Here is a 12,903-nt window from a genome sequence, read left to right as displayed (position 1 = left end):
TGGGGGCCGGGCAGGAATCCTAGGCGCGGATCACTTCCACTGGGTGGAGACGCCGAAGCCCACCGCGATGAAGCCGAAGCCGACCAGGATGTTCCAGTTGTTCAGGGCGTCGATCGGTAGCGAGCCGTCCGTCACGTAGAAGACGACGATCCAGGCGATGCCGACGAAGAACATCGCCAGCATCAGCGGGGCGATCCAGCTGCGGTTGGTCAGCTTGATCGCGGTGGGCTTCGCCGTGGGGGGCGTGTAGTCGGCCTTCTTGCGGATACGTGACTTCGGCACGAGGGGCTCTCCTGTCGATGCGCTGCGTGGCCGCGCGGGACGGTGGACGGGCTCCGAGGAGCGGGCAAGCGGAGCTGGGGGAGTCGCTCCCCCGGGCGTCCGTTAGCGTAGTGCTTCCTCGGCGCGGTAAGGAGCAAGGGTACGTTGAGCAATTCTGCCGACTCCCCCGGTGTGCGCACCACCCCCGCCCCGCCGCGGCGCTGGCGCCCGGCGCGCGCACTCACCGCCGCGGTCTTCGCCCTGGCCGGTCTCCTCTTCGTGACCAGCTTCAACACCGCCAAGGGCACCAACATCCGCACCGACGCCTCCCTGCTGAAGCTCTCCGACCTGATCGAGGAACGCAGTCACCGCAACGGCGAGCTGGAGGGGGGCCTCCGCGTCCTGCGCGAGGACGTGGCGGGCCTGGCCGAGCAGGGGCGCGACGGTGCCGCCCCGGACTCCCGGCTGGAGGCGCTGGAGGACCAGGCGGGCACCCGGGAACTGCGGGGCTCGGCCCTCACGGTCACCCTGAACGACGCCCCGCCGGACGCCCGCCCCAAGCTGCCCGGCTACCCCGAGCCCCAGCCCGACGACCTGGTCATCCACCAGCAGGACCTCCAGGCCGTGGTGAACGCGCTCTGGCAGGGCGGGGCGCGGGGCATCCGGGTCATGGACCAGCGGCTGATCTCCACCAGCGCGGTGCGCTGCGTGGGCAACACCCTGATCCTCCAGGGCCGGGTCTACTCCCCCCCGTACAAGATCACCGCAGTCGGGGAGACCGCGAAGCTGAAGCGGGCCCTCACCGCCGCACCCGCGATCCAGAACTACATGCTGTACGTCAACGCCTACGGACTGGGGTGGAAGGTCGACGAGGAGGGAACGGTGACCCTCCCCGGCTACGCCGGCGCCGTGGACCTCCACCAGGCCGAACCGGTCCGCTGAGTCCCCGTGACGCATCTCCCAGCAGGTGTTTCACGTGGAACATTCCCGACAGCCCCGGCGGCCGAACCGGGCAAGCCGGTCGCTTTCCCCGCCGCGGCGACCCCCAGGGCGGGGCTGGGCCCCGCCCGGTGAGGGGGTTTGCCCACCAACCCCCGCTGTTCCCGGCCCCGTCCCCGTACTCTGGTGGGCGCACTAGCAACACCGACGGTGAGTAGGGACGGCATGTACGGCTGGATCTGGCGACATCTGCCGGGCAATGCGTGGGTGAAGGCGATCCTCTCGCTGATCCTCGTGCTCGCGGTCGTCTACGTGCTCTTCCAGTACGTGTTCCCCTGGGCCGAACCCCTGCTCCCCTTCAACGACGTCACCGTCGACGAGGGAAGGGCCCAGTGAGCGCGCGGATTCTGGTAGTCGACAACTACGACAGCTTCGTCTTCAACCTCGTGCAGTACCTCTACCAACTCGGTGCCGAGTGCGAGGTGCTCCGCAACGACGAGGTCTCCCCCGCGCACGCGCAGGACGGGTTCGACGGGGTGCTGCTGTCCCCGGGGCCCGGTGCGCCGGAGCAGGCCGGGGTCTGCATCGAGATGGTCCGGCACTGCGCCGGGACGGGGGTGCCCGTCTTCGGGGTCTGCCTCGGGATGCAGTCGATGGCCGTCGCCTACGGCGGGGTCGTCGGCCGCGCCCCGGAGCTGCTGCACGGAAAGACCTCGCTGGTGGAGCACGGCGGGCGGGGGGTCTTCGCGGGACTGCCCTCCCCGTTCACCGCGACCCGCTACCACTCGCTGGCCGCCGAGCCCGCGACGGTGCCGGACGAACTGGAGGTCACGGCACGGACCCACGACGGGATCGTGATGGGCCTGCGCCACCGGGAGCTTCCCGTCGAGGGCGTGCAGTTCCACCCCGAGTCCGTGCTCACGGAGCACGGGCACCGGATGCTGGCCAACTGGCTCGTGGAGTGTGGGTACGGCGACGCGGTGGCCAGATCGGCGGGGCTCGCCCCCGTGGTGGGCAGGGCCTCCGCGTGACAGCGGTCCGGCCCGAGCGGGACTCGGGACCGGTGGACCCGGGCGGCCGGCCCACCGCTCCGTACGGGGACCCCGGCCACGGGCAGCTCTCGTACGGGGCCCCGCAGGGCGCATCGGAGCCCGCCGCGCCGTGGAGCGCCGCGGACGGGTACGAGGCGGCCGTGCGGGACCTCGCGGACCCGTTGTACGACCCGCTGCCCGACTCCTCGTTCGGGTACGGCACCACCTACGGAACGGGCGTCCAGAGCCTGCCCGGCGAGTGGTACGACCCCCAGGGCTACGCCCGGGACTGGGGCGGGACGCCCGGTCCGGAGCCCGCACCGTACGACCCCGTTGCCGGGGGCGCGGGGTGGCCCGCCGCCCCCGCGCCCCCGTACCCGGGCCAGTACCCCCTCGACGGCCAGCCGTACGGGGTGCAGCATCCCGGCGGGCCCCACGACGTCGCGCCCACCGCGTACGCGCCGTCCCCCGTTCCCGTGGACACCCCGTCCCCACAGCCCTACGCGCCCCATCCACCCCTCGGAGACCATCCGGGTGCCGGAACACCTCCGCACGGCTCCGCGGCGGCGTACGGGCCGTCCAGCGGCCTCGTCGAGGCTGCGGCCGACGCCTACGAGCGCTACACCGGCGGGGACGCCCGCCCCGCGGCCGGCGACCGCCACGGGCGCGAGGACGACCACGAGACCTACGACGACCACGAGGACGCGTACGACGACGAGGACGACGAGCACGGTGACGAGGACGCGGCGCCGCTGAGCCGGGCGGAGGCGCGGCGGGCGGCCCGGGCGCGCAAGCCCACCGTCGGGGTGGTCGTCAGCCGGGGGCTGGGCGAACTCTTCATCACCGTCGGCGTGCTGATGCTGCTCTTCGTCACGTACCAGCTGTGGTGGACCAACGTCCGGGCGCAGGCGCAGGCGAACGGGGCCGCCGACCGGATCCAGGAGGACTGGGCCAAGGGCGAGCGGGCCCCCGGTTCCTTCGAGCCGGGGCAGGGCTTCGCCCTGATGCACATCCCCACCCTGGACGTGGTGGTTCCGGTGGCCGAGGGCATCGACAAGGACAAGGTCCTCGACCGGGGGATGGTCGGCCACTACGCCGAGGGCAGCCTGAAGACCGCGATGCCGCAGGACAAGGTGGGCAACTTCGCGGTCGCGGGCCACCGCAACACCCACGGCGAGCCGTTCCGCTACATCAACCGTCTCAAGCCGGGCGACCCGATCGTGGTCGAGACGCAGGACACCTACTTCGTCTACAAGATGGCCAGCATCCTGCCCCAGACCCCGCCGAGCAACGTCGCGGTGCTCGACCCGGTTCCGCCCGGGTCCGGCTTCACCGAACCCGGCCGCTACGTCACGCTCACCACCTGCACCCCCGAGTTCACCAGCAAGTACCGGCTGATCGTCTGGGGCAAGATGGCCGAGGAACGGCCGCGTTCCCAGGGGAAACCGGACGCGCTCGTCGACTGAGCCACCCGGACGGCACGCACGGACAGACAGGGCACGATGCAGTGGTAGCGAGGAGAGGGCCGCGGGAGCGGTCCGAGGGGGACGCACGGGAGCAGGCGCCGGCGCCGCGGGCACGGGGGAGGGCGGCCGCGGCGGTCAGCGTCTTCGGCGAACTCCTGATCACGGCCGGGCTGGTGCTCGCCCTGTTCGTCGTGTACTCGCTGTGGTGGACCAACGTCGTCGCCGACCGGAAGGCCGACGAACAGGGCGACCGGGTCCGGGACACCTGGGCCGGGGACGGCGGCGGCCCGAAGGGGCCGGGGGCCCTGGACACCAAGGACGGCATCGGCTTCCTGCACGTCCCGACGATGAACGGGCGGGAGGAGATCCTGGTCAGGAAGGGCACCGCGACGGACCTCCTCAACGACGGGGTCGCGGGCTACTACACCAAGCCGGTCAGGTCGGCCCTGCCGCAGGACGGCGAGGGGAACTTCTCGCTCGCCGCGCACCGGGACGGGCACGGGGCCAAGTTCCACGACATCGACAGGATCGAGAAGGGCGACCCGATCGTCTTCGAGTCCCAGGACACCTGGTACGTGTACGAGGTGTACGCGATGCTTCCGAGCACCTCGAAGTACAACGTGGACGTCCTCGACCCGGTGCCCCGCGAGTCCGGCGCCAAGCGGGCCGGGCAGTACATCACCCTCACCACCTGCACGCCCAAGTACACCTCCACCTACCGGTACGTGGTGTGGGGGAAGCTGGTGCGCACCGAGGAGGTCGACGCCGAGCGGACGCCCCCGGCCGAACTGCGCTGACCGGGCCCGCCGGTTCCGGGCGGGACGGGGAACGGAGAAGGGGCCCGGCGGTGCCGGGCCCCTTCCGTCGTGCGCCGCGTCAGTACCGGCGTCCGCCGAACGATCCGCCGAAGAAGCCGATCTCGTCGTTGTCGCCGTCGCCGTCGCCCCCGCCGGGGGTTCCGGAGGGCTGGCCCGGCATGGTCTGCACCGAGACCGCGGTGTTCGCCGGAACCTGGGTGCCGGGCAGCGGGTTGGCCGCCACCACCATGGCGTTGTCGTCCTTGGGGCCGCCGACCCCGCCGAGTTGGAGGCCCGCGGCGGCCAACTCCTGCTTCACCTGGCCGAGCGTCTTGTTCATCACCTGCGGGACCTGCACCTGCTGGGGCTGCTCCTCCTCCTCTTCCTCCTCCTCCGGCGGCGCCTTGGCGATCTGCACGGACACCGTGGAGCCGGGGACGACGGGGGTGCCCGCCGTGGGGGACTGGGCGAGGACCTTGCCGGCTTCCACCTCGGAGGACTCGACCTCCGTGCAGGTGCCGACCAGGTTGTTGTCCTGGAGCTGCTGCTTGGCCGCGTCACAGGTCTGGCCGGCCAGGTCCGGCACGGCCACCCGCTCCCTGGCCTTGGCCACGGTCAGGGTGATGGTCGAGCCCTTCTCGACCTCGGTGCCGGAGCTCGGGTCCTGGTCGAGGACGCTGCCCACGGGCTCCTCGGACTGCTTGAACTCCGTCTCGACCTTGAAGTCGTAGCCCTTCTCCTCCAGGCGGTCGGTCGCCGCTTCGATGTCGTCGCCGATGACGTTGGGCACCGCGACCTTCGGGGCGCCCGTCGACACGGTCAGGGTGATGACCTCGTTCTCGTCGACCTCGGTGCCCGGGGCGGGGTCCTGCGCGCAGACGTTGTCCTTCGGCTGGTCCTCGCACGGCTTGCGGGTCACGGTCGACTTGAGCCGGGCGTTGTCCACCCGCTCCTCGGCGACCGACAGCTTCTCGCCCACCAGGTTCGGCACCTTGATCGGGTCGGCTTCGGTGTCCGAGGAGAGCCACTTGCCGATCAGGATGGCGCCCACCAGCACCAGGACGCCGGCCACGGCCAGCAGCACCGTGGAGGCGCCGTTCTTCTTCTGCCGGCGGCGGCCCGGCCGGTCGTCGTAGTCGTAGCCGTCCCCGCCCGCGGGGACCGGGGGCAGCATCGTGGTCGGTGCGGCGTTGTCCTGGGGCCGCAGCGCGGTGGTCGCCTGCTCGTCGCCGTAGCCGCCCGGGTAGCCCCCGCCGTAGCCGACCGCGCCCATGGCCGCGGTCGCCGCGACCGGCTGGCCGTCCAGGCACGCCTCGATGTCGGCGCGCATCTCGTCGGCCGACTGGTAGCGGTAGTCGGGGTCCTTGACCAGCGCCTTCAGGACGATCGCGTCCATCTCCGGGGTGATCTCCGGATCGAAGACGCTCGGCGGCTGGGCCTCCTCGCGCACGTGCTGGTAGGCCACCGCCACCGGGGAGTCCCCGATGAACGGCGGACGCACCGTCAGCAGTTCGTACAGCAGGCAGCCGGTGGAGTACAGGTCGGACCGGGCGTCGACGGTCTCGCCCTTGGCCTGCTCCGGGGAGAGGTACTGGGCGGTGCCGATGACCGCGGAGGTCTGCGTCATCGTCATGCCGGCGTCACCCATCGCGCGGGCGATGCCGAAGTCCATCACCTTGACCTGCCCGGTGCGCGTCAGCATGACGTTCGCGGGCTTGATGTCGCGGTGGACGATGTTGTTGCGGTGCGAGTACTCCAGGGCCTGGAGGATGCCGATGGTCATCTCCATCGACCGCTCCGGCAGCAGCTTGCGGCCCGAGTGCAGCAACTCCCGCAGGGTGGAACCGTCGACGTACTCCATCACGATGTACGGGATGGAGATGCCGTCGATGTAGTCCTCGCCGGTGTCGTAGACCGCGACGATCGCCGGATGGTTGAGCGAGGCGGCGGACTGGGCCTCCCGGCGGAACCGGGCCTGGAACGACGGATCGCGGGCCAGGTCGGCCCGCAGCGTCTTCACGGCGACGGTGCGGCCGAGCCGGGTGTCGTGCGCGAGGTGCACCTCGGCCATGCCACCGCGGCCGAGCACCTGGCCCAGCTCGTACCGGCCGCCGAGGCGACGCGGCTCTTCCATAGCTATTCCAGCCCTCTCCGTCGGTCCCGACCGTACCGTCGTCGTACGGTCCGGCGGTGTGCTGTCCGGGGTTCACCGTACCCGGATCGTCCTACCTGCCCCGGCCGTGTACGTCACCCGATACAGGACCGGTATCGCAACGTGCACCGATGTGAAAGGAACGTGACCGGGGTCACTTCTTGCTGTTGATGACCGCCTGCATCACGGACTTGGCGATCGGGGCGGCCAGTCCGCCACCGGAGATGTCGCCCCGGCTGGCCTGGCTGTCCTCCACGACCACCGCGACGGCGACCGGCGAACCGGAGTCCGTCTTGGCGTAGGAGATGAACCACGCGTACGGCTTCTCGCTGTTGTCGACGCCGTGCTGCGCGGTGCCCGTCTTGCCGCCCACCTTCACGCCGTTGATCTGCGCGTTGCGGCCGGTGCCCTCGTCGACGACGGTCTCCATCATGGACTGGAGCTTCTGGGCGTTCTCCTCGGAGAGCGGGCGGCTGAGCTCGCTGGGGGAGTGCTTCTCGATCACGTCGAGGTTGGGCGCCTGGAGCTCGTCCACCATGTAGGGCTGCATCAGCTTGCCGTCGTTGGCGACCGCGGCGGCCACCATCGCCATCTGGAGCGGGGTCGCCGCCGTCTCGAACTGGCCGATCGAGCTGAGCGCGGTCTGCGGGCGGTCCATCTCCTTCGGCCACACCGAGGCCGAGGAGCGGACCGGGACGAACTGCTCGGAGTTGAAGCCGAACTTCTCCGCCGTCTCCCGCATCTTGTCCTTGCCGAGGTCGGAGCCGGCCTTGCCGAAGACGGTGTTGCAGGAGACCTTCAGCGCCTCCCGCAGGGTGGCGTCCTTGCAGGGCAGCGGGCCGTCGTTCTCCAGCGGACGGGTGGTGTCCGGCATGGTCCACGGCAGCGGGGTGTCGGTCTTGGCGTCCGGGTCGTCGACCAGCCCGTGCTCCAGCGCGGCGGCGGCGGTGACCACCTTGAAGGTCGAGCCGGGCGGGTAGGTCTGGCGCAGCGCCCGGTTCAGCATCGGCTCGTCGGGGTCGTTGGCCTTCTGGAGCTTCTCCCAGGCGGGGGTGTCCGTCTTGGTGGAGTTGCCCGCGAAGCTCGACGGGTCGTAGGACGGGGTCGAGGCCAGCGCCAGGACCGCGCCGGTCGTCGGGTCTATCGCGGCGACCGCGCCCTTCTTGTCGCCGAGCCCCTCGAACGCGGCCTTCTGGGCGGCGCCGTTGAGGGTGGTGACGACGTTGCCGCCCTCCTTCTTCTCCCCCGTCAGCATGTCCAGGGTGCGGCGGAAGAACAGCCGGTCGTCGTTGCCGGTGAGGATGCCGTCCTCGATGGACTCCAACTGCGTCGCCCCGAACGCCTGCGAGGCGTAGCCGGTGACCGGCGCCCACATCGGACCGTTCTTGTAGGTCCGCTTGTAGGCGTAGTCGCTGCCGTTGGTCTTGGTGGACCCGGTGATCGACTTGCCGTCGACGATGATGTCGCCGCGCGGCTGGGCGTACCGCTCGATGGAGATGCGGCGGTTCTTGGAGTTCTCCTGGAGGTCGGTGGCGCGGACGTACTGGAGCCAGTTGTCGCGGATGAGCAGGGTGAGGATCAGCAGGCCGCAGAAGATCGCGATCCGGCGCACGGGCTTGTTCACGGGCGGACCACCTGGGTCATCTCGGCATCGGGGTTCGAAGCGGGCGCGGGCGCGGGGCGGCGGGCCGTGTCGCTGATGCGGATCAGGATGCCGATCAGCGCCCAGTTGGCGATCACGGAGGAACCGCCGTTGGCGAGGAACGGCATCGTCATGCCGGTCAGCGGGATGAGGCCCATCACGCCGCCGGCGACCACGAAGACCTGGAGCGCGAAGGCCCCGGACAGACCGACCGACAGCAGCTTGCCGAAGGGGTCGCGGGCGGCCAGCGCGGTGCGCAGGCCCCGCTCGATGATCAGCCCGTAGATCAGCAGGATCGCCATGGCGCCCGCGAGCCCGAGCTCCTCGCCGAAGGTGGCGAAGATGAAGTCGGAGTTGGCGGCGAAGCCGATCAGGTCGGAGTCGCCCTGGCCGAGCCCGGTGCCGAGGACCCCGCCGGAGCCGAAGGACATCACGGACTGGGCGATCTGGGTGCAGGCGCCGGAGGCGTCGTAGCAGCCGAAGGGGTCCAGCCAGGCGTCCACCCGGGACTGCACGTGGCCGGCGAAGGACGCCACGCCGACCGCGCCGGCCGCGGACATGCCGAGGCCGATCACGATCCAGCTGGTGCGCTCGGTGGCCACGTACAGCATGATCACGAACATGCCGAAGAACAGCAGCGAGGTGCCCAGGTCGTTCTCGAAGATCAGCACCAGCAGGCTGACCGCCCAGATGGTGAGGATGGGCCCGAGGTCACGGCCACGCGGCAGGTACAGCCCCATGAAGCGGCGGCTGGCCAGCGCCAGCGCATCGCGCTTCACCATCAGGTAGCCGGAGAAGAACACCGCGATCACGATCTTCGCGAACTCGCCCGGCTGGATGGAGAAGCCGGCGACGCTGATCCAGATCTTGGCGCCGAACACGTCCCGGCCCAGCCCGGGCACCAGCGGCAGCAGCAGCAGCACCAGGGCCGCGGCCATCGAGATGTAGGTGTACCGCTGGAGGATCCGGTGGTCCTTCAGCAGCAGCAGCACCGCGACGAACAGGGCGATGCCGATCGCCGAGTACAGCAGCTGGCGCGGGGCCGCCGCGACGAACGCGTTGCCCTGCCCCTCGGCCAGGGCGTGCAGGCGGGGCGACTTGTCCAGCCGCCAGATCACCACCAGCCCCAGCCCGTTCAGCAGGGTCGCCAGCGGCAGCAGCAGCGGGTCCGCGTAGGCCGCGAACTTCCGCACCACCAGGTGGCCCACGCCCGCCAGCAGTCCCAGACCGATGCCGTAGCCGAGCACGCCGGTGGGCATCTCGCCGTCGATGGCGAGGCCCACGTTGATGTAGGCGAAGACCGGGATGACCACCGCGAAGACCAGCAGGCCCAACTCGGTGTTGCGTCTGCTGGGCGCGCCGATGGCGCCGATGGTGGAGGTGTGCGTCGTCGAATTGCTGCTCATGGTGTGACAGGGCCCCTCACGGCTGCTTACTGCTTACCGCACAGCGAGACCAGCTTCTGCTCCTCGGCGGAGAAGCTGGGGCCGGGTGTGGGTGCGGGCGGGGAGGCGGGCTCGCGGCTCTCGTTCCCCTCGGGCGTCGGCGTGGCCGACGTGGACGTCTGGGGCGTCGGCGTGGGGGCCCGCTTCAGGGACGCCGGCCGTGCCCCGCCGCCGCCCGCGGCGGCACCCGGGGTCGCGGACGCGCCCGGTTGCCCCGGCGCGTCGGAGCCGGTCCCGCCGCCGGTGGTGCCGCCGGCCTCGCCCTCGCCGGGCTTGGCGTTCGCCCGTTCGGCGGCGCGCCGTTCGGCGTCCTTGCGGCAGGCGGACGCCTGGGTCGCCAACTCGTTGATCTTGTCGGTGGCCTGGGCGAGGCCGCCCTCGGCGATCGTCGCCTCCACCTGCTTGCGCTGGTACGGCGGCAGGTACTTGAGTTCGATCTCGGGGTGGTCCTTCTGCACCTTCGACAGGCTCAGCCACGCGAGGTCCTGGCTGATGCCCCGGTAGAGCGCGACGTGCTCGTCCTTGGTGCCGACGTAGTACTGCGTCTGCGTCCAGCGGTGGCCGCCGTACAGCGCGCCGCCGGTGACGGCGAGCGCGAGGACGACGAAGAAGGAGGTCTTCAACCAGCGACGACCACCGCGCTTCTTGGCGAAGTCCTCGTCGTCGTAGGCGCCGTAGCCGTCGTCGGGCGCGTAGGCGTCGCCGCTGCCGGGCGGGCCGAACTCGCCGCCGCGACCGCCGCCCTGGCCCGGCACCTGCCGTCCCAGCCCCGAGGCGCGGCCCGCCGGGGTCTGCATGGCGTTGCCCTCGTGGAGCTGGTGCTGGTTCTCGGCGACCGCGCCGACCACCACGGGGGTGTCGGAGAGGTTGACGGCCAGGGTGTCGTTGCTGTCGATGTCGAGGACGTCGGCGACGATCACGGTGATGTTGTCGGGGCCGCCGCCGCGCAGCGCGAGCTGGATCAGCTCCTGCACGGTCTCCTGGGGGCCCTGGTAGCTGGCGAGGGTCTCCTCCATCGTCTGGTGGGAGACCACTCCGGACAGTCCGTCCGAGCAGATCAGGTAGCGGTCGCCGGCGCGGACCTCACGGATCGACAGGTCCGGTTCGACGTGGTCGCCGCTGCCCAGCGCACGCATCAGCAGCGAGCGCTGCGGGTGCGTGGTGGCCTCCTCCTCGGTGATCCGGCCCTCGTCCACCAGCCGCTGCACCCAGGTGTGGTCCTGGGTGATCTGGGTCAGGACGCCGTCCCGCAACAGGTAGGCGCGGGAATCCCCGACGTGCACCAGGCCGAGGCGCTGGCCCGTCCACAGCAGGGCGGTGAGCGTGGTGCCCATGCCCTCCAGCTGCGGGTCCTCCTCGACCATCGACCGGAGCTGGTCGTTGGCGCGCTGCACGGCGGAGCCGAGCGAGGTCAGGATGTCGGATCCGGGCACGTCGTCGTCGAGGGTGACGAGCGTCGAGATCACCTCGGACGAGGCGACCTCGCCGGCGGCCTGGCCGCCCATGCCGTCCGCGATCGCGAGGAGCCGGGGACCGGCGTAGCCGGAGTCCTCGTTGCCCTCGCGGATCATGCCCTTGTGCGATCCGGCGGCGAAGCGCAGTGACAGACTCATGCGCACCTCGCCCGTCGGCTCCGGGTACCTCCGCACCGTGCCCACCCTCCGGTCGGGAACGCACCGGTGTCCGTCGTCGTACGGACCGCTCCGGCGCGTGCGCTCCGCTGGCGCTCATTCATGACGTTGCACTACTTCCGCAGCTCGATGACGGTCTTGCCGATGCGGATCGGCGCGCCCAGCGGAATCGGGGTCGGGGTCGTCAGCCGCGCGCGGTCGAGATAGGTGCCGTTGGTGGACCCGAGGTCCTCCACGATCCACTGTCCGTCCCGGTCGGGATAGATCCTGGCATGGCGGCTGGAGGCGTAGTCGTCGTCGAGCACGATCGTGGAGTCGTGGGCCCGCCCCAGGGTGATCGTCTGCCCCTGGAGGGAGACCGTGGTCCCGGTGAGGCTGCCTTCGGAGACGACCAGCTTGGTGGGGGCGCCGCGGCGCTGGCGACCGCCGCCCTGTTGGCTCCGCTGCGGCGGGGGCGCTGCCTGGCGTCCCCCTTGCTGTGCGCGTCCGCCCTCGCGACGGGCCCCCCGCTGGGTCACCCGGGTGCCGAAGAGGTCACTGCGGATGACCTGGACGGCCACGATCACGAACAGCCACAGTACGGCCAGGAAACCCAGCCGCATGACCGTCAGGGTCAGCTCTGACATTGCCCCCGCTTCACCCTTCGGCTTGCCGGTAAATGATGGTGGTGCTCCCCACGACGATCCGCGAGCCGTCGCGGAGCGTAGCGCGGGTGGTGTGCTGCCCGTCCACCACGATCCCGTTGGTGGACCCGAGGTCCTGGACCGTCGAGGGGGCGCCGGTCCGGATCTCGCAGTGCCGGCGGGACACGCCGGGGTCGTCGATCCGTACGTCGGCGTCGGTGCTGCGGCCCAGCACCAGCGTCGGGCGGGAGATCTGGTGGCGGGTGCCGTTGATCTCGATCCAGTGCCGGGTCTGCGCTCCCGACGGGGCGCCGACCGGTCCGCCGGCCGGCCGGCCGGGCGGCGGGGTGGAGGGCATCGGAGGGGCGCCGGGCGGCTGGTTCGGGTAGCCGTAGCCGCCGGGCCGCCCGCCGGGGGCGGGAGCGCCGCCCGGGCCCGGGCCCTGCCCCGCCTGCGAGGTGCTGGAGGCGAGGGTGCGGCTGCGCACCCGGTACAGACCGGTGTCGAGGTCCTCGGCCTTCTCCAGGTGGACCTTGATCGGTCCCATGAACGTGTACCGCTGCTGCTTGGCGTAGTCGCGGACCATTCCGGAGAGTTCGTCGCCGAGCTGACCCGAGTAGGGGCTCAGGCGCTCGAAGTCCGGGGCGCTCAGTTCCACGATGAAGTCATTGGGGACGACGGTGCGATCGCGGTTCCAGATCGTGGCGTTGTTGTCGCACTCGCGCTGGAGCGCGCCGGCGATCTCGACCGGCTGGACCTCGGACTTGAAGACCTTGGCGAAGGTGCCGTTGACCAGACCTTCGAGGCGCTGCTCGAACTTCTTCAGGACTCCCACGGGGCACCTCCTTCTCCTTGGCTGCCGTCCTGGTACTGCTTACTGATCGTATCCACGCGCCGGTGAATTGGCTGGTTCCCC

General features: G+C 70.9%; 12 protein-coding genes. 5 read left to right on the top strand and 7 right to left on the bottom strand.

The genetic code is table 11. The features are described 5' to 3' along the window. Nucleotides 1-30 precede the first annotated feature (30 nt). A complete protein-coding gene (crgA, locus tag ACSMX9_RS14010; RefSeq protein WP_351243834.1) occupies nt 31-282 on the bottom strand; it encodes a cell division protein CrgA in 252 nt (83 codons plus the stop codon). Between the two features lie 144 nt (nt 283-426). Between crgA and ACSMX9_RS14005 the strand changes: the two genes are divergently transcribed. From ACSMX9_RS14005 to ACSMX9_RS13985, 5 genes are all read left to right on the top strand, one after another. After that, nucleotides 427-1,203, top strand: coding sequence for a DUF881 domain-containing protein (locus ACSMX9_RS14005; protein ID WP_445402653.1), 777 nt, complete (start codon nt 427-429; stop codon nt 1,201-1,203). A gap of 207 nt (nt 1,204-1,410) precedes the next feature. Beyond that, entirely contained in the window at nt 1,411-1,596 is a 186-nt protein-coding gene (locus ACSMX9_RS14000; RefSeq protein ID WP_351243945.1) for a hypothetical protein, read from the top strand. After that, on the top strand, nt 1,593-2,231 hold the full coding sequence (locus ACSMX9_RS13995) for an aminodeoxychorismate/anthranilate synthase component II (RefSeq protein ID WP_445402652.1): 639 nt from the start codon (nt 1,593-1,595) through the stop codon (nt 2,229-2,231). The genes ACSMX9_RS14000 and ACSMX9_RS13995 overlap by 4 nt, the downstream gene beginning before the upstream one ends. A 248-nt stretch (nt 2,232-2,479) precedes the next feature. After that, entirely contained in the window at nt 2,480-3,697 is a 1,218-nt protein-coding gene (locus ACSMX9_RS13990) for a class E sortase (RefSeq protein ID WP_445402989.1), read from the top strand. Between the two features lie 41 nt (nt 3,698-3,738). After that, entirely contained in the window at nt 3,739-4,494 is a 756-nt protein-coding gene (locus tag ACSMX9_RS13985; RefSeq protein WP_445402651.1) for a class E sortase, read from the top strand. 79 nt (nt 4,495-4,573) lie between these two features. Here ACSMX9_RS13985 and pknB read toward each other — a convergent pair whose 3' ends face one another. From pknB to ACSMX9_RS13955, 6 genes are all read right to left on the bottom strand, one after another. Beyond that, nucleotides 4,574-6,628 (bottom strand): Stk1 family PASTA domain-containing Ser/Thr kinase, encoded by a 2,055-nt coding sequence (gene pknB / locus ACSMX9_RS13980; RefSeq protein ID WP_351243824.1) that lies wholly within the window; start codon nt 6,626-6,628, stop codon nt 4,574-4,576. A gap of 172 nt (nt 6,629-6,800) precedes the next feature. Beyond that, nucleotides 6,801-8,270, bottom strand: a complete 1,470-nt coding sequence (locus ACSMX9_RS13975; RefSeq protein ID WP_445402650.1) for a peptidoglycan D,D-transpeptidase FtsI family protein — start codon at nt 8,268-8,270, stop codon at nt 6,801-6,803. Beyond that, nucleotides 8,267-9,694: an FtsW/RodA/SpoVE family cell cycle protein gene (locus tag ACSMX9_RS13970; protein WP_445402649.1), complete on the bottom strand. Its 1,428-nt coding sequence runs from the start codon at nt 9,692-9,694 to the stop codon at nt 8,267-8,269. Before ACSMX9_RS13970 ends, ACSMX9_RS13975 begins: the two co-directional genes overlap by 4 nt. A gap of 26 nt (nt 9,695-9,720) precedes the next feature. Further along, entirely contained in the window at nt 9,721-11,346 is a 1,626-nt protein-coding gene (locus tag ACSMX9_RS13965; protein ID WP_351243818.1) for a Stp1/IreP family PP2C-type Ser/Thr phosphatase, read from the bottom strand. 131 nt (nt 11,347-11,477) lie between these two features. Further along, complete coding sequence (locus ACSMX9_RS13960; RefSeq protein ID WP_351243816.1) at nt 11,478-11,990, bottom strand: FHA domain-containing protein FhaB/FipA; 513 nt, start codon at nt 11,988-11,990, stop codon at nt 11,478-11,480. A 10-nt stretch (nt 11,991-12,000) separates the two neighbouring features. Then, nucleotides 12,001-12,822: an FhaA domain-containing protein gene (locus ACSMX9_RS13955; protein WP_445402648.1), complete on the bottom strand. Its 822-nt coding sequence runs from the start codon at nt 12,820-12,822 to the stop codon at nt 12,001-12,003. Between the last annotated feature and the right edge of the window lie 81 nt (nt 12,823-12,903).

The organism is Streptomyces sp. LE64, assembly GCF_052606915.1.
The sequence above is the reverse complement of the archived record's forward strand: the minus strand, read 5'-3'. Positions and strand labels throughout refer to the sequence as shown.

What these genes read in the sequence shown, in the direction of transcription:
- pknB (WP_351243824.1), bottom strand. Translation starts at nt 6,628, where the DNA reads ATGGAAGAGCCGCGTCGCCTCGGCGGCCGGTACGAGCTGGGCCAGGTG.
- ACSMX9_RS13970 (WP_445402649.1), bottom strand. Translation starts at nt 9,694, where the DNA reads ATGAGCAGCAATTCGACGACGCACACCTCCACCATCGGCGCCATCGGC.
- ACSMX9_RS13965 (WP_351243818.1), bottom strand. Translation starts at nt 11,346, where the DNA reads ATGAGTCTGTCACTGCGCTTCGCCGCCGGATCGCACAAGGGCATGATC.
- ACSMX9_RS13960 (WP_351243816.1), bottom strand. Translation starts at nt 11,990, where the DNA reads ATGTCAGAGCTGACCCTGACGGTCATGCGGCTGGGTTTCCTGGCCGTA.